The organism is Dyella terrae (genome assembly GCF_022394535.1).
In the GTDB taxonomy this organism is placed as follows: Bacteria; Pseudomonadota; Gammaproteobacteria; order Xanthomonadales; family Rhodanobacteraceae; genus Dyella.
In genome coordinates, this window is the sequence record NZ_CP089414.1 from 3,536,646 (window position 1) to 3,555,101 (window position 18,456).

Here is an 18,456-nt window from a genome sequence, read left to right on the forward strand (position 1 = left end):
CTGGGTTTGCTCCAGAACGATGCACAGGCGTTTCACCTGTGCATCGCAAGCCGGTCTTTAGACTCCAAGACCAACGTGTTTTCCCGCGCAGCTACTGCACCCTGCCCATCATGTCTGACACCCTCGACGTCACCACGCATAGCTTCACCGACTGCGACGCGCTTGCCGTTGCGCTGGCCGAACGTATCGCCGATCGCCTGCGCGAAGGCATCGCCCAGCGTGGCAGCGCGTTGCTCGCGGTGTCCGGCGGCAGCACGCCGCGCCACTTCTTCGAGAAGCTGTCGCGCCAAACGCTGGACTGGTCGAAAGTGCAGGTCACCCTGGTCGATGAGCGCTGGGTGCCGGAGAGCAACGAGCGTTCCAACGCTGCCATGGTGAAGGCGTTGCTCCTCCAGCATGCGGCGACGACGGCGCAGTTCGTGCCGCTCTACACCGATGCTCCGACGCCGGAGGCCGGTCTCGCCACGGTGCGTGCACGCGTGGCTTCGCTGGAACTGCCCTTTGATGCGGTGATCCTCGGTATGGGCAACGACGGCCATACGGCCTCGTTTTCCCCGAAGGCGATCGCCTGCCCGAGGCGCTGGACCTCAACAACACCGCACGTGTGCTGCCAATGCGCGCGCCGGGCGCTGGTGAGCCGCGGATCACCTTCACGTTGTCTGCCCTGCTCGATACGCGCGCGCTGGTTCTGCATATCGAAGGCGACGCCAAGCAACAGTTGCTGGCGGATGCACGTCTAGGCCTTGGCGACGCCGCAAATTTCCCCGTGCGCTCGGTGCTGACCCAGCAACGCGTGCCGGTGGCTGTCTATTGGTGCCCCTAAGGCGCCAGTGACCTGATTCGATGCCTGAGCGCGCATGGCGCGCTCGATGATCTTCCCGGAGTTCGACCATGAGTGTGCTGCACCCCGTCCTTGCCGAAGTCACCGAACGCCTGCGCGAGCGCAGCCGCGAATCACGCGCCCAATACCTGCGTCGCGTCGAGGCGGCACAAGGCAACGGGCCGCATCGCGAACGACTGTCGTGCGGCAACCTCGCTCACGGTTTCGCCGCTTGTGGCCCGACTGACAAAGAACGCCTGCGCGAGGGCCACACGCCCAACCTTGCCATCATCAATGCGTACAACGACATGCTCTCGGCGCATCAGCCGTACGAGCGCTATCCGGAGTTGATCCGCAATGTCGCGCGTGAAGCGGGCATCACCGCGCAGATGGCCGGCGGCGTGCCGGCGATGTGCGATGGCATTACGCAGGGCCGCGCCGGCATGGAGATGTCGCTGTTCTCGCGCGACCTCATCGCCATGGCCACTGCTATATCGCTCTCGCATGACATGTTTGACGGCGCGATGTACCTCGGCATCTGCGACAAGATTGTGCCGGGCCTGTTGATCGGCGCGCTGAGCTTTGGCCATCTGCCCGGCATCTTCGTACCCAGTGGCCCGATGCCCAGCGGCATCAGCAACGAACAGAAATCCAAGGTGCGTCAGGCCTACGCCGAGGGCAAGGCCAGCAAGGCCGAGCTGCTGGAAGCGGAAGCAGCGTCGTACCACGCGGCAGGCACCTGCACTTTCTACGGCACGGCCAACTCCAATCAGATGCTGATGGAGATCATGGGCCTGCACCTGCCTGGTTCCAGTTTTGTCGCGCCGGAGACGCCGCTGCGCGACGCACTCACGCGCGAGGCCGTACTGCGCGTAGCAGAGTTGAGTGCACCGGGTTCATCGTACTTGCCGATTGGCCATATCGTTGACGAGAACGCCATCATCAACGGTGTGATCGGCCTGCATGCTACGGGCGGCTCCACCAATCATCTGCTGCATCTGGTTGCCATTGCGCGCGCAGCGGGTATCGAGTTGCGCTGGGATGATTTTGACGCGCTGTCCTCGGTGATTCCGTTGTTGGCACGCGTGTATCCCAACGGTTACGCCGATGTGAACCAGTTCCACGAAGCCGGCGGCATGGCTTTCCTGATCGATCAATTGCTGAGCCAGGGCTTGCTGCACGCAAACGTGCGCACGGTATTCGGTACGGGTCTGGACGGCTATACGCAGGTGCCTCACCTGGACGATCACGGCGCGTTGGCGTGGACGCCGGTGTCCAAGGAAAGCGGCAACCGCGGTGTGCTGCGCGGCATGGCCGAACCCTTCCGTCCTGACGGCGGCCTCCGCATGCTGTCGGGCAACCTGGGTCGCGCGGTGATCAAGGTGTCGTCCGTGCCGGAGGATCGCCTCGTCATTGAAGCGCCTGCCATCGTGTTCCACGATCAGGACGACGTACGCAAGGCGTTTGAGCGCGGCGAACTCAATCGCGACTTCATTGCGGTGGTGCGTTTTCAGGGGCCGCAGGCCATCGGCATGCCAGAACTGCACAAGCTCACGCCGACACTGTCCGTACTGCAGGACCGCGGCCATCGCATCGCGCTGCTGACCGATGGCCGCATGTCCGGTGCGTCCGGTCGTGTGCCGGCAGCGATTCATGTAACGCCGGAAGCCGAGGACAACGGCCCGATCTCGCGCATCCGCAACGGCGACATCGTGCGTCTGGATGCGGTGGAAGGCCGCCTGGACATGTTGGTGGAAGCCGCCGAGTTCGCGGCGCGCGTGCCGGCGACGGCCGATCTCTCCGCGCATCAGTTCGGTCTGGGGCGCGAACTGTTCGGCATGTTCCGCCGCAACGCCACAGCCGCCGATCTCGGCGCAGGCGTGTTTTGAACGCCGCTTCTCTTCTTTGACATTCACGGAACGCCATGAGCATCGAAACCAAGCAGAAACAGGTCGAATCCACCCTGCGCCTCGCACCAGTGGTTCCCGTGGTGATCATTGAGGACGCACGCCACGCGGTGCCGATGGCACGAGCGCTGGTGGCCGGTGGCATTCCCGCTATCGAAGTCACCTTGCGCACGCCTGCCGCGCTTGACGCGATTAAAGCCATTGCGGAGGAAGTGGAAGGCGCGGTGGTGGGCGTCGGCACCGTGCTGAGCGCCAAGGACCTGCGCGCGGCGCACAAGGCCGGCGCGAAGTTTGCGGTATCGCCGGGCGTGTCGCCGGGCCTGCTGGATGCTGCCGATGACAGCGAACTACCGCTGCTGCCGGGTGCTGCTACGGCGAGCGAAGTGATGTCGCTGCTTGAGCGCGGTTATCGCTTCCTCAAGTTCTTCCCGGCCGTTCCCGCCGGCGGACACAAACTCATCGGCGCCTGGGCGAGCCCGCTACCGCAGATCACCTTCTGCCCCACCGGCGGCATCAGCCTGAGCAGCGCACCGGATTTCCTCTCGCTGCCGAATGTGGTGTGCGTCGGCGGTTCGTGGCTCACGCCCGCGGACAAGCTGCGTAGCGGTGATTGGGCTGGCATCGAGGCGCTGGCGCGCGAAGCGGCTGCGCTGCGCCAGTAATCTGTTCAAAGGCTGGCTTGAGCATTCATTTTCGTCACCGTCATTCCGGCTTGCGCCGGAATGACGAGTCGAGAAATCTAGGTGTCGGGAATTCCTAAGGTGATGACGATGCATCCACGCGCGGCCATGGCTCCGCGGGTGCGTCGCCACCTTCGACGTAATCTAGCCGTACAACTTTGCCCTGCGTGTCGCGCACTGGTTGGAAATAGTTCAGTTCGTCGGGCACGAAATAAAGACGCCCCTGCGCTGTGACCTCCATTGGCACCGCATCCGTCGTGCCATAGCCACCATCTGGCTGCGCAATGATGCGACGCGATCACTTCAACGAGATGAGCCCCGCATGGGTAGGTAGGAAACCGCAGGTGTCCCGATAAAAAGATTGCAGGTGCGGTTCGAAGTCCACATGGAGCCAATCGCAATCCGCTTGTTTCGACCGGGCCACCGCCTCTTCGATCAGGCCCTTTGCAATACCTTGACGCTGGAAAGCAGGGGCTACCATCGTGTCGAGCACGAAAGCGTGGGCTGCGCCATCCCATGCAAGGTTCACGAACCCGATGAGTCGCGTGGCTCGCCGGGCGAGAACCCAGCCAAGACTGAACTGGTTCACTCGCGACCACCAGTCGTTGCCTTGCAAAGGGTGCCCAAAGCATTCGGCATGGAGGGCATTGACCTCGGTATCCTCGAACGCACCTCGCCATTCGATCATGTTCGAGCTCCTCTCGATATCCGGCTTCTTCAGGTTTGTCGATTAGCGATCGGTTCTGAGCCGTCGAATGACCTCATCGACAATCCAGGTCACTTTCCAGCATGGCCCGTTGCACGGGAGGGGCGTTTAGGTGGGATCACTTGCAATGATTGGCATGTGCGCGGCCGCCGCATCCCGGTGAGATCGACTGTCGATCATGACGTAAAATACAGCGGGTACCGGGAGAACATGCCTCACCGTGCCACGTTGCATGGTTTTGGCAAGGTCGATCCCGGATTGCGCTTTGCTTCATCCGGGCTACGTCGTTGGCGACCTGGCCCTGCGCGTGCCACAGTGACGGGACATCGCCAAGCAAGTAGCCCGGATAAGCGCAGCGCAATCCGGGAGAACATGCCTCACCGCGCCACGTTGAATGGTTTTGGCAAGGTCGATCCCGGATTGCGCTTTGCTTCATCCGGGCTACGTCGTTGGCGACCTGGCCCTGCGCGTGCCACAGCAAGTAGCCCGGATAAGCGCAGCGCATCCGGGAGAACATGCCTCACTGCGCCACGTTGAATGGTTTTGGCAAGATCGATCCCGGATTGCGCTTTGCTTCATCCGGGCTACGTCGTTGGCGACCTGGCCCCGCGCGTGCCACAGTGGCGGGACATCGCCAAGCAAGTAGCCCGGATAAGCGCAGCGCATCCGGGAGAACATGCCTCACCGCGCCACGTTGCATGGTTTTGGCAAGGTCGATCCCGGATTGCGCTTTGCTTTATCCGGGCTACGTCGTTGGCGACCTGGCCCCGCGCGTGCCACAGTGGCGGGACATCGCCAAGAGCGGACAGGGGTTAACGATGAAAATGGATGTTGCCGTGCGCGTAGCGCTCGCTGGCGCCGTGCTGTTGTGTTCTCCATGGGGCACGCTGCACGCGGCGGATGCGCCCGACGAAGCCGGCTGCCCGCAACGGCCGCTGACCATGGATGTGGATCACCTGCGCCAGGACAAGGACGTGCAAGCGGTGTCGGTGAATGCATCGCGGACGAGTGCCACCGTGCTTTTCGCCGATGGCGATGTGCTGCGTGTAGGCACGATCGGCTGCGTGAGGCCGACGCTATCCGCGCGCCTGTGGGTGGGGAACGACGAAGGCATGACCGACGACGCGTGGTTGGGCCGGGCACGGTCGGTGGCGACGCGAGTGCTCGAGCCAGGTCGGGCTGCACAACTGACCGCATCGCTCGCCAGCGGGCAACCCGTGACCCACGTGGATGGCGGCCTCAAGGTGCAGCGGCCACTCGCCGATGGCGCGGGGTACTCGCTGACCGTGGTGCGGACGCCGTATGACGGCCTGGGCACGTCGATGTCACTGGTCGTCCACAACCTCTGAGGTTGTGCCGACCCTGGTGCAAGGCCAGGGTCGGTGGGCAGTGAGTTTACGGCGCCGGTGCTGGCGTGGACTGCACGCAGTGCGCCACCTGCTGGAAGTACCAAGTATCGTCTTCGTCGAAGTTCGAGTAGTACGTGGCCACCGTGTGGTCGCTCACCGGCTTGATATCCACCAGCGCCACGGCAGGACCTTTTTCGGTCTGGTGGATCTCGATGGTGGTGCCTGTGTAGAGCACATAGGACTCAAGGTGTACGGGTTTGCTGCCCCACGCGTCGGACACGCACGACGCGATATCGGCCGCGCTGCCTTCGCCAGCATACGAAGCGGTGGGCTTGGAGTTGCGCAGGCTGCCAGCGCTGGAGCAACCGGCGAGCAGCGTTACAGCGAAAGCGAGGACCACATATCGTTTCATCGAAGATCTTCCATCGGTCGGGTTGGGACGGTGGAGCACTGCATCATGCCTGGTCGGAACCGGGCCACTGGCCCATGGTACGTGCGCGTCATGCCTGTGCACATCCACAATGCAAACGCCCCACTCGCGGCTTGCGCTGACGCGGCCATAACGACGCGGGGTGTTCAATGCGCGCACCTGACGGAGGGATACCCATGAACAAACGCATCGGCAGCATTGGTACGGCCTGTGTGGCCATCGGCCTTAGCCTGGCCTGCACCACAGGCGGAGCACAGGATTTGGGCAAGCTCGGCGGCATGATTCCCGGCGGCGGCGGTTCCATGACGTCCGGCAGCATGGGCAACGTGGCCGGCCTGCTGCAGTACTGTGTGAAGAACAACTACCTCGGCGGCAACTCGGGTGCCTCGGGCATCCAGAGCCAGCTGATGGGCAAGCTGGGCGGGGGCGGTTCCAATTCGTCCAGCAACAGCACGGGATCGAGCACGAGCGACATGCTCGGCAAGCTCACCGGCAGCAAGAAATCGTCCGATAGCAGCTCGGGCAGTGGCACCAACGATCCGGGCTACCTCAACGGCGCCAAGGGCATCCTGCAGGGCGGCAACGGGCAGTCCACGGATCTGTCGAGCCTCGGCGGCGGCAACAGCGACCTCAAGTCGCAGCTGACCACCAAGGTATGCGACACCGTGCTGAAGCAGGGCAAGTCGTTCCTGAAGTAAGCCGGATCACGGCAGGAGTGCACCCCGTGCGCTCCTGCCTACCGCGAAACTACGGGCCGCGGCGTAGCCGCCGCTCGTCCCTCGCCACATAAATACCTGCCCCCAGCACCATCAGCGCGAGCAGATACCACGTGATCAGGTAGCTCAGGTGGTTGTCGGGAAACGAGATCACGGTGAGGCCGCCCTGCGGCCACGCAGGCTTGCCGACATCCAGCGTGCCGGGTGCGGCATCCTGGTCCACGAAATATGGCGCCACATGAGTGAGCCCGCGTGCGGTGGCCATAGCTGCCACGTCACGCGTGTACCAGCTGTTGCGCGAGGGGTCGTTGTGTCGAAACGGCCGGGGCGATTCGCTGATGCGCAGCAGGCCCGTTACGGTCGTCTCCCCGGTGGGCCCAGGCGCACAGCTACCCTTGATGCCGCACCAATCCGTGGGCACAAAACCGCGGTTGACCAGCACGATGGAGCCGTCCGCTTCCTGTAGCGGCGTGAGCAGCCAGTAGCCCGTGCCGAAATCCGTCGCCGTCCACACCAAGGTCTGGCGGTCGTGCAGGAAGCTGCCATGCAATTCGACATGGCGATACTCGGCGGACTGCGCGTTCACGCTGGGCCATTCGGCCGGGCCTGGGGCGACCACCGGCGGCGCATGCACGCGGGTCTCCACGCGCTCAATCAGGTCGCGCTTCCAGCCCAGTCGATAGACCTGCCACGTGCCCAGCGCCACGAAACCGGCGAACAGCACCAACCCAAACAAAGCCAGCAGGGCCAGCGCCACGGGGCCGCGCGGCTGGCGGCCCGGTTCTTCAGCAACAGTCATCGGGGAACCACGTATCGAAAGAGGGGATATGGATCGTCAGGGGAGATTCGACGGATCCATCATCGACGGCATCATGTTGCTGTTGAGGTGATACATGATCCAGATCGACCCGCTCAGCGTGATGACCACCAGCACGATGGTAAACACCAGCGCGAGCATGTTCCAGCCACCCTCCGATTTCGCGTTCATATGCAGGAAGTAGATCATGTGCACCACGATCTGCACCGCCGCCAGCGTGAGGATGATCACCGCCGCCGTGCTGGACTTCGTAATGACGTGATCCATCACCAGCCAGAACGGGATGACGGTGAGCACCACCGCCAGCACGAAGCCCGTCATGTAACCACCAAAGGTGGCGTGGATGCCGAAGTCCTCCTCGTCGTGGCCGTGATCGCCGCCGTGGGCGTGCAACTCGTCGTGCGCACTCATGGCAGTACCCCCATCAGATAGACGAAGCTGAAGACGCCCACCCACACCACGTCGAGGAAGTGCCAAAACATCGACAGGCACAGCAGGCGGCGCTTGTTGGCAGTGGTCAGGCCCTTCGTCAGCACCTGCGTGATCAGCACCACCATCCAGATCAGGCCGCAGGTGACGTGCAGGCCGTGCGTGCCCACCAGGGTGAAGAACGAGGAAAGGAACGCGCTGCGCTGTGGTCCCGCCCCGATCGAGATGAGATGCGCAAACTCGCGCAACTCCAGCGTGATGAAGCCCGCGCCCAACAGGCCGGTGATCACCAGCCACACCAGCATCGGATTGCGCTGGTTGCGTTGCATCGCCAGCACCGAGAAGCCGTAGGTGATGGAGGAAAGCAGCAGCAGCGTGGTGTTCACCGCCACGGCCGGCAGCTCCAGCACCTCCTGGGCGGTGGGTCCACCCGCGTATTCGCGACCCAGCACGCCATAGGCGGCGAACAGGCAGGCGAAGACGAGGCAGTCGCTCATCAGATACACCCAGAACCCCAGCAACGTACCGTTGACCGGGTGATGCTCCGTGGTGTCGTAGAAGGCCAGCGGTTGCTTTGGCCCGCCGGCAGGCAAGGTAGTAGATATCTCAGACATGGCTGGCCAGCAGCTCCGTTCGGGATGCCTCGGTACGGGTCACTTCATCCGACGACAAGTAGTAGTCGCGGTGATAGTTGAAGGTGTGGCCAATGGCGACCGCCAGCAGCGCGATAAAGGACACCGCCGCCAGCAGCCACATGTACCAGATCATGGCGAAGCCAAACACGAAACTCAGGGCGCCCATCATGAATCCGGCTCCCGTGTTGAGTGGCATGTGGATCGGCATGAAGCCGCTCAGTGGCCGCTGGTAGTGGTATTTCTTCATCATCCACCACGCGTCGTGATCATGGACCAGTGGCGTGAAAGCGAAGTTGTACTTCGGCGGTGGCGACGACGTGGACCATTCCAGCGTGCGGCCATTCCAGGGGTCGCCCGTGGTGTCGCGCAGCTTTTCCTTGTTCTTGAAGCTCACCACGAACTGGATGATGTTGCAGGCGATCCCCAGTGCGATCAGGAACGCACCGAACGCGGCGATTACGAACCAGATCTGTAGCGATGGATCATCGAAATGGCTGAGGCGTCGCGTAATGCCCATCAGGCCGAGCACATAAAGCGGCATGAAGGCGAAATAGAAGCCCACCACCCAGAACCAGAACGAACACTTGCCCCAGAACGGATCGAGCCGGAAGCCGAACGCCTTGGGGAACCAGTAAGTGATGCCGGCGAACAGGCCAAACAGCACGCCGCCGATGATCACGTTATGGAAGTGCGCGATCAGGAACAGGCTGTTGTGCAGCGAGAAATCCGCCGGAGGCACCGCCAGCAGCACACCGGTCATGCCACCGATGACGAAGGTGATCATGAAGGCCACTGTCCACATCATCGGCAGCTCGAACTCCACGCGGCCGCGGTACATGGTGAACAGCCAATTGAAGATCTTCGCGCCCGTGGGGATCGAGATGATCATCGTGGTGATGCCAAAGAACGAGTTGACGCTCGCCCCCGATCCCATCGTGAAGAAGTGATGCAGCCACACCAGATACGACAGCACGGTGATGACCACCGTGGCGTACACCATCGACGCGTAGCCGAATAGCGGCTTGCGACTGAAGGTGGCGGTGACTTCGGAGAAGATGCCGAACGCTGGCAGGATCAGGATATAGACCTCCGGGTGGCCCCAGATCCAGATCAGGTTCACGTACATCATGGCGTTGCCGCCAAGCTCGGTGGTGAAGAAGTTGGTGCCGGCGTAGCGATCCAGCGCAAGCAGCGCGAGCACCGCGGTGAGCACCGGGAAGGCCGCGACGATCAGCACGTTGGTGCACAGCGCGGTCCAGGTGAACACCGGCATCTTCATGATGGTCATGCCCGGTGCGCGCATCTTCACGATGGTCACCAGCAGATTGATGCCCGATAACAACGTTCCCACACCGGCTATCTGCAAGGCCCATATGTAGTAGTCGACGCCGGCATCAGGACTCGACACGATGTCCGACAACGGCGGATAGGCCAACCAGCCGGTACGCGCGAACTCACCGATGAATAGCGAGCACATCACCAACATCGCGCCCGCCACCGTCATCCAGAAACTGAAGTTGTTGAGAAACGGGAACGCCACGTCGCGCGCGCCGATCTGCAGCGGCATTACAAAATTCATCATGCCCGTCACCATTGGCATGGCGACGAAGAAGATCATGATCACGCCGTGCGCGGTGAAGATCTGATCGTAGTGCTCGGGTGGCAGGTAGCCGTGCGAGCTGCCGAAAGAGATAGCCTGTTGGCCGCGCATCATGATCGCGTCCGAGAAGCCGCGCAGCAGCATCACGAAGCCCAGGATCATGTACATGATGCCGATCTTCTTGTGGTCGATGCTGGTGAACCACTCGTGCCACAGATAGCCCCACAGCTTGTAATAGGTGATCGCGCCGAGCACCGCGAGGGCGCCAACCGCCACCACGGCGAAGGTCACCACCACGATGGGCTCGTGCAGCGGCAACGAGTCCAGCGTGAGTCGACCGAAAATCAGCTTGGCTAGGTCGGTTTGGGCAAGCATCGTGGACACCACCGGAGGGAAGGATCAGTCGGAGTGGGGCTGGTTCGCCATGGCGTCCATGCCGCTGGTCGGTGCGGGTTGCAGCATGACGCCGGAATCGCTGGTCTCATGCGGGCTCAGGTCCATGCGCGTCATGCACGAAGGGCTTTCCGGATCCACGCACTTGGTGAGGATGGCCCGGTAAAGACCTGGCTCCACCGTGGCGTAGTACGTCACCGGGTCGTTCTCGCTGGGCTGCGCGAGTTTCACGTAGGCATCACGACTGAGGTCGCCGCCGCTCGCCTTGGCCTTCTGCACCCACTGCGCGAAACCTTCTTCGGTGACACCGTGAAAGATGAAGTGCATTCCGGAGAAGCCGTGGCCGCTGTAATTGGCGGAGAAACCCTTGAATTCGCCGGGCGCGTTGATCACCGCCTGTAGTTGGGTCTCCATGCCGGGCATGGCGTAGATTTGTCCGGCCAGCGCAGGGATGAAGAACGAGTTCATCACCGTGGAGGCCGTGATCTTGAACTGGATCGGGCGATCCACCGGCGCGGCAAGCTCGTTCACGGTGGCAATGCCTTGCTCCGGGTATATGAACAGCCACTTCCAGTCGAGTGCGACCACGTCGACCTGCAACGGTCGCGCATCGGCAGGCACCGGACGGTTGGCGGTGACCCGTTCGAGCGGACGATAGGGATCGAGCTTGTGCGTGCTGACCCAGGTGATCGCCCCCAGCGCAATGATGATCAGCAGCGGCGCGGCCCAGATCAGCAGTTCGAGAATGGTGGAGTGATCCCAGTCGGGATCGTAAGTGGCCTTCTTGTTGGACGCGCGGAAATGCCAGGCGAACAGCAGCGTGAGCACGATCACCGGCACGATGATCAGCAACATCAGCACCGTCGAGGTGATGATCAAGTTGCGCTGTTGCACCGCGAGGTCGCCGGATGGCGACATCAATACGGATTGGCAACCCGCAAGCAGGATGGCGACAGATACGAGCAGTCCACGGAAAGCCTTCATAGACATACCGACGGCGCGACCAGTTTGGGAAACGGTACGCCGTTCGGCGCGAAACAGGAACAGGCAACATTCCCAGTGACGCGAGAGGCGTGGTGGTGCCATAGTGTGGCCACGTCATCCTCCCTCTTCCCGAGTAATGACTATGTCAAGCACGTTCCCTGAGCACGGCGCTGGCCACACGGTAGAGGACATCGAGCGCATCCAGGCGCATGCGAAGGTGGCGCCGGGCGAGATCGCCATCGGCGTCATCATCGGACGAACCTCCGAACACTTCGATTTCTTCGTGTTCGGCATTTCTTGCGTACTGGTCTTTCCGTCCCTGCTGTTTCCATTTGCGAGTCCGCTCGACGGGATGCTCTACGCTTTCACGATCTTTTCACTGGCCTTCATCGCGCGTCCGTTTGGCACCGCGCTATTCATGAGCTTCCAGCGTCGCTGGAGTCGTGGCATCAAGCTGACCATCGCCTTGTTCATGCTCGGCAGTGCCACGGCAGGCATGGCCTTCTTGCCCGGCTACAAGGTGATCGGCGATTGGGCGATTGGTTTGCTGGTGTTGTTCCGCATTCTGCAAGGCGTTGCGCTAGGTGGTTCATGGGATGGCCTGCCCTCCTTGCTGGCGCTCAACACACCGCCGCAACGTCGTGGTTGGTACGCCATGCTCGGCCAGCTCAGCGCGCCCATCGGTTTCATGGTGGCTGGCGCCCTGTTCCTGTTTCTGCATAGCAGCCTCAGCGAAGAGGACTTCATCGACTGGGGTTGGCGCTATCCGTTCTTCGTGGCGTTCGCTATCAACGTGGTGGCATTGTTTGCGCGCCTGCGCCTGGTGGTGACGGAGGAATACACCGTTGCGATGGAAGAGCGCGAGCTGGAACCCATCGGCATCGTCGAGTTGCTGCGCACGCAGGGCTACAACATCTTCATTGGCGCGTTCGCCGCACTGGCGAGTTATGCGTTATTCCACCTGGTGACGATCTTCCCGCTGTCGTGGATCGTGTTGAGTTCATCGCAGTCGGTGAATGCCGTGCTGGTGGCGGAGATCATCGGTGCCTGCGCCTGCATCCTCGGCATGATCATCTCCGGCTTGCTGGCCGACCGCATCGGCCGGCGCACAACCTTGGGCCTGATGGCGGCGCTGATCGCCATCTTCGCGATCATCACGCCCTGGCTGCTTGGCGGCGGCAAGTTGGGCCAGGATGCCTTCATCATTCTTGGCTTTGGGGGACTGGGCCTGTCTTACGGTCAGGCGGCCGGCAGCGTTACCTCCAACTTCGATATGCGTCTGCGCTATGCGGGCGCTGCACTCACCACGGATTTCGCGTGGCTGATCGGCGCAGCATTCGCACCGTTGGTGGCATTGGGCTTGTCGGTGCGGTTCGGGCTGGTCGCGGTGAGTGCCTATCTGCTGTCGGGCGTGATCTGCACCTTGCTGGCGCTGCGCGTCAATCGGGCGCTCGCGGCTCGCGAATAGATCACTCTCCTTCGATGCCTTGCGTGGGCGTCAGCGCTGCTCCGGTGGCAGTCCGCCTAGTTGTGCGACGAAGGCGGCATGCGCAGTCAGATCGACCGGTTTGTGGGTGACTGTGCGGATGGCAGGATGATTCACCAGCGAAACGCCCGGCCTCCAGGCGTGGGCGGGGCGAATGGGGCGTGGTGCGAAGCCACCGCCGCAGTTGGGGCAGACGTTTTGCAGCGCCTCCACGCAATCGCTACAGAAGGTGCATTCGAACGTACAGATCATGGCCTCGGTCGAGGCCGGTGGCAGCGCCTTGTTGCACTGCTCGCAGGTGGGGCGAAGTTCCAACATGAAAGCTCTCGGCTGCCATCAGGTAGGCCGCATGATCGCACTGCAGGATCGCTGGCGCAGGAGCGTCAGCCCGGATCCAGCGGTAAGCAGTAGCGCAGTTTGGGTGCCTCGTTCGCACCAAGCCGTCGATAGAAGCGGGCGGCATCTACGTTCCACCATGGCGTTTGCCATTGGATGGCGGCGCAATGATGTGCCTGCGCAAACGCATGCACGGCCTGCCAGAGGCGAAGGCCAACGCCCTGCCCACGCCAGGCGTCACGAACGTACAGGCAGTCCATGTGCAAATAGCGGGCGCCGTCCAGCGTGGAGAAATCCAGCGTGGCGCTGACGTAACCCAAGGCCTCGTCACCGAGGTTGGCTATCCACGCGTACAGCAGCGGGGAATCGCCTTCGAGTGCGGCAGTCAGCGCGGATGGCTGCTGGCTGGCCCGGCAAGGGAGGTGTTCAAAGGCTGCATGTTCCGCGCCCAGCGCCAGCAGCGTGGTGCCTTCCGCGCTGCCGGCGCGCCCAACGACGAGGTCGGCGATCATCTCAGCGTTCCAGGCCGAAGCCTTCGTCGATCCATCCGGTGAGGCCGCCGATCATCTCCTTCACCGGCCGCCCCAGTTGTGCCAGCTTCACCGCGGCTTTGTTGGCACCGTTGCAGTGCGGACCGGCGCAGTACACGACGAACAAGGTATCGGCCGGATACTCGGCCATCCGTTGTTCGCTGATCATGCGCGTGGGCAAATTGATGGCGCCTGGCACGTGTCCGGCGGCATAAAGCGTGGGCGTGCGTACATCGAGCAGCACGAAATCCTTGGTTTCGTGATGGGTCGCGTAATAGACGTCCGCGCAATCGGTCTCGAAACCCAGGCGGGCTTGGAAATGCGCCAGCGAGTCAGTGCTATTGGCGGCGGGAACACGTTGCACCACGCTGTTCATGGGTTCGCTCCAGTGGTTGGGTGGCAGCAGTATCGGCACTGGCGCCGCTGGCGAACATTGGCAAGAATGCCATTCACCATGAAGAATCCGCCAAAGCGATCCAGACGTCCATCCGGCCCACCCAATCGGCAAGTGGCTGCGTTGGTATACGACGGTCTGTGCACGTTCGAGTTCGGCATCGCCGTCGAGATGTTCGGCTTGCCGCGACCAGAGCTGGCCGGCTGGTATGACTTCGGGCTCTGCGCCGTCGATCGCGGACCCATGCGCGCGGCCGGCGGCATGCGCGTGCTGGCGGACGGCGGGCTGGAGGGGCTGGCCACGGCTGGCACCATCATCGTGCCGGGTTGGCGTGGTGTGGACGCCACGCCGCCCGAGCCGCTGCTGGAGGCCCTGCGCTCAGCGCATGCCCGTGGCGCGCGGCTGTTGTCGTACTGCTCCGGCGTGTTCGTGCTTGCCGCCACTGGCTTGCTGGACGGCCGACGCGCCACCACGCACTGGCGTTATGTGGACGCGTTGGCGCAGCGCTATCCGCGTATCTACATCGAACCCGACGTGCTCTACGTCGACGAAGGCCAACTGCTCACGTCGGCGGGCAGTGCGGCTGCGCTGGATCTGTCCCTGCACCTGATTCGTCGCGACTACGGCCCCGATGTGGCCAACACCGTGGCCCGCCGCGCGGTGGTGCCGGCGCATCGCGATGGCGGGCAAGCGCAATTCATCCAGTCCCCGCTGCCCGTACAAGGCGACGGCTTGGGCAAACTGCTGGACTGGATGCGCCGTCATCTGGATCAGCCACAGTCCGTGGCTCTGCTCGCCGAACGCGCACGCATGAGCGAGCGCACCTTGTTGCGGCGCTTCGAGGAAGCCACGGGCTGCTCGCCCAAACAATGGCTGATTCGCGAGCGCCTCGGCCGCGCGCGCGAACTGCTGGAGGGTAGCGGCATGGGCATGGATCGCGTGGCGCAGGTGTGCGGATTCGGCAGCACGGATACTCTACGGCACCATTTTCGCCAGCAACTGCAGTTGAGCCCGGCCCGTTATCGCGAGCGCTTTACCCACCAGCGATGACGTCGGTCGGCCGGCCGCAGGACGGCTGACATCAAGCTTCGGTATATCGGCGGGGCGCGTCGTCCGTCATCCACAAGGATTTCTCATGGTTTACGTGTTGCTGAGCGTCGTCTGCAGCGTACTGGTTTCGGTGCTGTTGAAGCTTGCCAGACGGTTATCGGTCGACGTGGGGCAGGCCATCGCCTGGAACTACGTCGCCACCAGTGCGCTGACGGCGATGGTGTTTCATCCTTCGCTGTCGGTGCTGACCAGCCCGCAAGCACCTTGGCTGGGTTTCATCGGGCTCGGCCTGCTGCTGCCCTTGATCTTCCTCGCCCTGGCCGCTTCGGTGAGCAGCGCGGGCATTGTGCGTACAGATGCTGCGCAGCGATTGTCGCTGCTGATTTCGCTGCTGGCCGCTTTCCTGCTGTTCGGTGAAGCCTTGAGTATCGGCAAGGGCGTCGGCATTGCGCTGGGCTTGGCAGCGCTGCTGTGTATGGTGTGGCGTGCCACGCCGGAGGGCGCTGCCCAGGGCGAGCGCGGCTGGCTGTGGCCTTGCGTGGTGTTTGTGGGCTTCGGCGTCATCGACATCCTGTTCAAGCGCGTGGCGGTGGCGGGTGCGCCGTTCGAGGCGTCGCTGCAGGCGATGTTTGCGCTGGCCTTCGTCGTGTCATTGGCGATCCTGCTGTGGCGTCGCTGGCACGATCGCACCTTCTTCACCTTGCGCGACGCGGTAGCGGGCCTGCTGTTGGGCGCGGCGAACTTCGGCAATATCGTGTTCTACCTGCGCGGGCATCGCGCCTTGCCTGATCATCCTTCGTTGGTGTTTGCCAGCATGAATCTGGGGGTGGTGGCGTTGGGGGCGCTGGTGGGAACGGTGGCGTTCCGGGAGCGGTTGAGCTGGGTAAATGCGGTGGGGGTGTTGTTGGCGTTGGGGGCGATTGGCGTGATCGCTGCCGCCTGACGACGGCTGCGATTTGCCCCTCAAAGGCGCATGATCAACTGATTCAGAGTCACGACACGCGGAGTCTCCTATGAAGACCTTGGTTAGGGTGCTGGTGTTGGGTTCGAGCCTGTTCCCGTTGTTCGCCCTCGCTCAGTCCGGTGGTTGTGACGCCAAACGCGCGTCCATCCAGCAAGAAATCACCTACGCGCAGGCCCATGGCAACGCGGCACGCGTACAAGGCCTTCAGAAGGCCCTTTCCGAGGTGAATGCCCATTGCACCGATGCAGCTCTGCGTAGCGATGCCGAGCAGAAGGTGGCCAAGGCGCAACAGAAGCTTGCCGACCGTGAGAAGGAACTGCAGGACGCCAAGGACCAGGGCAAGAGCGCTCAGAAGATCGCCGACCGCCAACGCAAGGTCGATGACGCCCATGCCGAGCTGGAGCAGGCGATAGTCGGCGCTTCGCCCTAAGTGGATGCATTTAAGGCCCAACCAATGACTTCTGGCGTATGAAACCCATCGAGTCCGGTGCCTAAGCTGGAGCATTCGGCCACCGCGCCTGCTCCAGAGGTTTCACCGTATGCGCAAGCTCGCCCTCGCCGCGTCTATTGCCGCGCTGATGCTCACCACCGGCGTCTACGCCGCCGACAAGCCTGAGAAGAACGACAAGCCCGAGGACAAGCCGGACGCCGCACTGCTCAAGCCGCAATCGTCGGAGACGTCGGGCACGGTGAAGGTGGAAGGCAAAAGCATCGACTACAAGGCCGTGGCGGGCACCTTGGTGCTGCACGGTAGCGGCGACAAGGAGAGCGAGCCGCAGATCAGCATGTTCTACGCCGCCTACTTCAAGAAAGGCGTGGAGCCCGGCAAGCGACCGATCACGTTTATCTACAACGGTGGCCCGGGTTCGGCCACGGTGTGGCTGCACATGGGCGCATTCGGCCCCAAGCGCGTGGTGACCAGTGACGATTCACACACCCCGGCCGCGCCCTATGGTCTGGTGAACAACGACTACAGCCTGCTGGACGCCACGGATATCGTGTTCATCGATGCCCCAGGAGCGGGCTTCAGCCGCCTGATCGCGGATGACGCCGACAAGGGTAAGCGCGAAGAGCAGATGAAGGACCGCAAGAAGACCGTCTACAGCGTGGATGGTGACGGTCACGCTTTCGCGCAGTTCATCACCCAGTTCCTGTCCAAGTACAACCGCTGGAACTCGCCCAAGTATCTGTTCGGCGAAAGCTACGGCACCACGCGTTCGGCGGTGGTGGCCAACATTCTGGAGAACGAGGACAGCGTCGACCTCAACGGTGTGATCCTGCTGTCGCAGATCCTCAATTTCGACACCAGCATCGACGGCGCGGGCAACAACCCCGGCGTGGACCTGCCGTACGTGGTGGGCCTGCCCACGTTTGCCGCCACCGCTTACTACCACCACAAGTTGCCGCAGCAGCCAGCGGCGCTGGAGCCGTTCCTGAGCGAAGTGGAGCAGTACGCCATGGGTGAGTACGCCTCCGCGTTGATGCAGGGCACTCACCTCGACGAGGCGCGCAAGCAGGCCGTTGCGCAGAAGTTGCATCAGTACACGGGCCTTCCGGTGGCTTATCTGCTCAAGGCGAACCTGCGCGTGGACGGCGGCATGTTCGAACATGAGCTGCAAGCCGATGGCGACATCACGACGGGCCGTCTGGACTCGCGCTTCTCCGGACCCTCATTGGATCCACTGAGCAAATCGTCCGAGTACGACCCGCAGTCGTCCGCGATCAGTTCCGCCTACGTGGCAGCGTTCAACGACTACGTGCGTCGCCAGTTGAAGTTCGGCGAGGGGCAGACCTATCGTCTTTTCGCGGACATCGATCATTGGGATTTCGCACACAAAGCACCGGGCTCGACCGAGGCACTGCAGCAGTCGACCAACGTGATGCCGGACCTCGCCACCGCGATGAAGACCAACCCGGGGCTGCGCGTCTCGCTCAACGGTGGTTACTACGATCTCGCCACGCCTTACTTCGCAGCCGACTACGAGATGCATCACATGCCGATTCCGGCGAACTTGGAGAAGAACATCTCCTACGCGTGGTATCCGTCGGGTCACATGGTGTATGCCCACGAAGATTCCTTGAAGAAACTGCATGACAACGTGGCGCGGTTTATCGAGGACACCGACAACGTCGGCAAGCATTGATGATGGCAACGGAGGTGCGCCGGTTGCGGCGCACCTTCACGCCTGCATACCGCAGCCAGCGCTACGCTCGCGACCCTCGCCAGCCG

Annotated in this window: 19 protein-coding genes and 1 pseudogene; 10 read left to right on the plus strand and 10 right to left on the minus strand. The window is 62.7% G+C overall.

Annotated elements, in window-relative coordinates; all coding sequences use genetic code 11:
• The first annotated feature begins 110 nt into the window (after positions 1-110).
• The 3 genes and pseudogenes from pgl (at position 111) to eda (ending at position 3,389) form a co-directional block, all read left to right on the plus strand.
• Positions 111-823: pseudogene (gene pgl, locus DYST_RS15435) on the plus strand (6-phosphogluconolactonase).
• A gap of 68 nt (positions 824-891) precedes the next feature.
• On the plus strand, positions 892-2,709 hold the full coding sequence (gene edd / locus DYST_RS15440) for a phosphogluconate dehydratase (RefSeq protein WP_239946517.1): 1,818 nt from the start codon (positions 892-894) through the stop codon (positions 2,707-2,709).
• A 35-nt stretch (positions 2,710-2,744) separates the two neighbouring features.
• The gene (gene eda, locus DYST_RS15445) at positions 2,745-3,389 is read left to right on the plus strand and encodes a bifunctional 4-hydroxy-2-oxoglutarate aldolase/2-dehydro-3-deoxy-phosphogluconate aldolase (protein WP_239946518.1); all 645 of its coding nucleotides are present in this window, start codon (positions 2,745-2,747) and stop codon (positions 3,387-3,389) included.
• Positions 3,390-3,705: 316 nt separating this feature from the next.
• On the opposite strand, the gene DYST_RS15450 is transcribed toward eda, so the two are convergent.
• Entirely contained in the window at positions 3,706-4,095 is a 390-nt protein-coding gene (locus DYST_RS15450; protein ID WP_239946519.1) for a GNAT family N-acetyltransferase, read from the minus strand.
• Positions 4,096-4,931: 836 nt separating this feature from the next.
• Between DYST_RS15450 and DYST_RS15455 the strand changes: the two genes are divergently transcribed.
• Positions 4,932-5,462, plus strand: a complete 531-nt coding sequence (locus DYST_RS15455) for a hypothetical protein (protein ID WP_239946520.1) — start codon at positions 4,932-4,934, stop codon at positions 5,460-5,462.
• A 46-nt stretch (positions 5,463-5,508) separates the two neighbouring features.
• Here the strand turns inward: DYST_RS15455 and DYST_RS15460 are convergent, their stop codons facing one another.
• Positions 5,509-5,874, minus strand: coding sequence for a lipoprotein (locus DYST_RS15460; RefSeq protein ID WP_102301632.1), 366 nt, complete (start codon positions 5,872-5,874; stop codon positions 5,509-5,511).
• 194 nt (positions 5,875-6,068) lie between these two features.
• Between DYST_RS15460 and DYST_RS15465 the strand changes: the two genes are divergently transcribed.
• Entirely contained in the window at positions 6,069-6,590 is a 522-nt protein-coding gene (locus tag DYST_RS15465; RefSeq protein WP_199178887.1) for a DUF2501 domain-containing protein, read from the plus strand.
• Between the two features lie 49 nt (positions 6,591-6,639).
• Here DYST_RS15465 and DYST_RS15470 read toward each other — a convergent pair whose 3' ends face one another.
• From DYST_RS15470 to cyoA, 5 genes are read right to left on the minus strand one after another with little or no spacing between them, the layout of a single operon-like run.
• Positions 6,640-7,407, minus strand: a complete 768-nt coding sequence (locus DYST_RS15470) for an SURF1 family protein (protein ID WP_239946521.1) — start codon at positions 7,405-7,407, stop codon at positions 6,640-6,642.
• 36 nt (positions 7,408-7,443) lie between these two features.
• Positions 7,444-7,836: a cytochrome o ubiquinol oxidase subunit IV gene (cyoD, locus tag DYST_RS15475; protein ID WP_102301635.1), complete on the minus strand. Its 393-nt coding sequence runs from the start codon at positions 7,834-7,836 to the stop codon at positions 7,444-7,446.
• The gene (cyoC, locus tag DYST_RS15480) at positions 7,833-8,468 is read right to left on the minus strand and encodes a cytochrome o ubiquinol oxidase subunit III (protein WP_102301636.1); all 636 of its coding nucleotides are present in this window, start codon (positions 8,466-8,468) and stop codon (positions 7,833-7,835) included. Before cyoC ends, cyoD begins: the two co-directional genes overlap by 4 nt.
• Positions 8,461-10,434 carry a cytochrome o ubiquinol oxidase subunit I gene (cyoB, locus tag DYST_RS15485; RefSeq protein WP_199178891.1) on the minus strand — a complete coding sequence of 658 codons (1,974 nt, stop codon included), beginning with the start codon at positions 10,432-10,434 and terminating at the stop codon, positions 8,461-8,463. Before cyoB ends, cyoC begins: the two co-directional genes overlap by 8 nt.
• Positions 10,435-10,488: 54 nt before the next feature.
• Positions 10,489-11,466, minus strand: coding sequence for a ubiquinol oxidase subunit II (cyoA, locus tag DYST_RS15490; RefSeq protein ID WP_233202289.1), 978 nt, complete (start codon positions 11,464-11,466; stop codon positions 10,489-10,491).
• 142 nt (positions 11,467-11,608) lie between these two features.
• On the opposite strand from cyoA, the gene DYST_RS15495 reads away from it, so the two are divergent.
• A complete protein-coding gene (locus DYST_RS15495; protein ID WP_102301637.1) occupies positions 11,609-12,934 on the plus strand; it encodes an MFS transporter in 1,326 nt (441 codons plus the stop codon).
• A gap of 30 nt (positions 12,935-12,964) precedes the next feature.
• Here the strand turns inward: DYST_RS15495 and DYST_RS15500 are convergent, their stop codons facing one another.
• The 3 genes from DYST_RS15500 to DYST_RS15510 all read right to left on the minus strand — a co-directional run bounded on the left by DYST_RS15500 (position 12,965) and on the right by DYST_RS15510 (position 14,194).
• A complete protein-coding gene (locus tag DYST_RS15500; RefSeq protein WP_239946522.1) occupies positions 12,965-13,270 on the minus strand; it encodes a DUF1272 domain-containing protein in 306 nt (101 codons plus the stop codon).
• Between the two features lie 65 nt (positions 13,271-13,335).
• Positions 13,336-13,800 carry a GNAT family N-acetyltransferase gene (locus DYST_RS15505; RefSeq protein WP_239946523.1) on the minus strand — a complete coding sequence of 155 codons (465 nt, stop codon included), beginning with the start codon at positions 13,798-13,800 and terminating at the stop codon, positions 13,336-13,338.
• A 1-nt stretch (position 13,801) separates the two neighbouring features.
• The gene (locus DYST_RS15510) at positions 13,802-14,194 is read right to left on the minus strand and encodes a rhodanese-like domain-containing protein (RefSeq protein ID WP_239946524.1); all 393 of its coding nucleotides are present in this window, start codon (positions 14,192-14,194) and stop codon (positions 13,802-13,804) included.
• Positions 14,195-14,326: 132 nt separating this feature from the next.
• On the opposite strand from DYST_RS15510, the gene ftrA reads away from it, so the two are divergent.
• From ftrA to DYST_RS15530, 4 genes are all read left to right on the plus strand, one after another.
• The gene (gene ftrA / locus DYST_RS15515) at positions 14,327-15,262 is read left to right on the plus strand and encodes a transcriptional regulator FtrA (protein WP_239946525.1); all 936 of its coding nucleotides are present in this window, start codon (positions 14,327-14,329) and stop codon (positions 15,260-15,262) included.
• Between the two features lie 85 nt (positions 15,263-15,347).
• A complete protein-coding gene (locus DYST_RS15520) occupies positions 15,348-16,205 on the plus strand; it encodes an EamA/RhaT family transporter (protein WP_239946526.1) in 858 nt (285 codons plus the stop codon).
• Between the two features lie 70 nt (positions 16,206-16,275).
• The gene (locus DYST_RS15525) at positions 16,276-16,656 is read left to right on the plus strand and encodes a DUF1090 domain-containing protein (protein ID WP_102301643.1); all 381 of its coding nucleotides are present in this window, start codon (positions 16,276-16,278) and stop codon (positions 16,654-16,656) included.
• Positions 16,657-16,765: 109 nt separating this feature from the next.
• Positions 16,766-18,370 carry a S10 family peptidase gene (locus DYST_RS15530; protein WP_239946527.1) on the plus strand — a complete coding sequence of 535 codons (1,605 nt, stop codon included), beginning with the start codon at positions 16,766-16,768 and terminating at the stop codon, positions 18,368-18,370.
• Positions 18,371-18,456 lie beyond the last annotated feature (86 nt).

What these genes read in the sequence shown, in the direction of transcription:
- edd (WP_239946517.1), top strand. Translation starts at nt 892, where the DNA reads ATGAGTGTGCTGCACCCCGTCCTTGCCGAAGTCACCGAACGCCTGCGC.
- eda (WP_239946518.1), top strand. Translation starts at nt 2,745, where the DNA reads ATGAGCATCGAAACCAAGCAGAAACAGGTCGAATCCACCCTGCGCCTC.
- DYST_RS15450 (WP_239946519.1), bottom strand. Translation starts at nt 4,095, where the DNA reads ATGATCGAATGGCGAGGTGCGTTCGAGGATACCGAGGTCAATGCCCTC.
- DYST_RS15455 (WP_239946520.1), top strand. Translation starts at nt 4,932, where the DNA reads ATGAAAATGGATGTTGCCGTGCGCGTAGCGCTCGCTGGCGCCGTGCTG.
- DYST_RS15460 (WP_102301632.1), bottom strand. Translation starts at nt 5,874, where the DNA reads ATGAAACGATATGTGGTCCTCGCTTTCGCTGTAACGCTGCTCGCCGGT.
- DYST_RS15465 (WP_199178887.1), top strand. Translation starts at nt 6,069, where the DNA reads ATGAACAAACGCATCGGCAGCATTGGTACGGCCTGTGTGGCCATCGGC.
- DYST_RS15470 (WP_239946521.1), bottom strand. Translation starts at nt 7,407, where the DNA reads ATGACTGTTGCTGAAGAACCGGGCCGCCAGCCGCGCGGCCCCGTGGCG.
- cyoD (WP_102301635.1), bottom strand. Translation starts at nt 7,836, where the DNA reads ATGAGTGCGCACGACGAGTTGCACGCCCACGGCGGCGATCACGGCCAC.
- cyoC (WP_102301636.1), bottom strand. Translation starts at nt 8,468, where the DNA reads ATGTCTGAGATATCTACTACCTTGCCTGCCGGCGGGCCAAAGCAACCG.
- cyoA (WP_233202289.1), bottom strand. Translation starts at nt 11,466, where the DNA reads ATGAAGGCTTTCCGTGGACTGCTCGTATCTGTCGCCATCCTGCTTGCG.
- DYST_RS15495 (WP_102301637.1), top strand. Translation starts at nt 11,609, where the DNA reads ATGTCAAGCACGTTCCCTGAGCACGGCGCTGGCCACACGGTAGAGGAC.
- DYST_RS15500 (WP_239946522.1), bottom strand. Translation starts at nt 13,270, where the DNA reads ATGTTGGAACTTCGCCCCACCTGCGAGCAGTGCAACAAGGCGCTGCCA.
- DYST_RS15505 (WP_239946523.1), bottom strand. Translation starts at nt 13,800, where the DNA reads ATGATCGCCGACCTCGTCGTTGGGCGCGCCGGCAGCGCGGAAGGCACC.
- DYST_RS15510 (WP_239946524.1), bottom strand. Translation starts at nt 14,194, where the DNA reads ATGAACAGCGTGGTGCAACGTGTTCCCGCCGCCAATAGCACTGACTCG.
- DYST_RS15520 (WP_239946526.1), top strand. Translation starts at nt 15,348, where the DNA reads ATGGTTTACGTGTTGCTGAGCGTCGTCTGCAGCGTACTGGTTTCGGTG.
- DYST_RS15525 (WP_102301643.1), top strand. Translation starts at nt 16,276, where the DNA reads ATGAAGACCTTGGTTAGGGTGCTGGTGTTGGGTTCGAGCCTGTTCCCG.
- DYST_RS15530 (WP_239946527.1), top strand. Translation starts at nt 16,766, where the DNA reads ATGCGCAAGCTCGCCCTCGCCGCGTCTATTGCCGCGCTGATGCTCACC.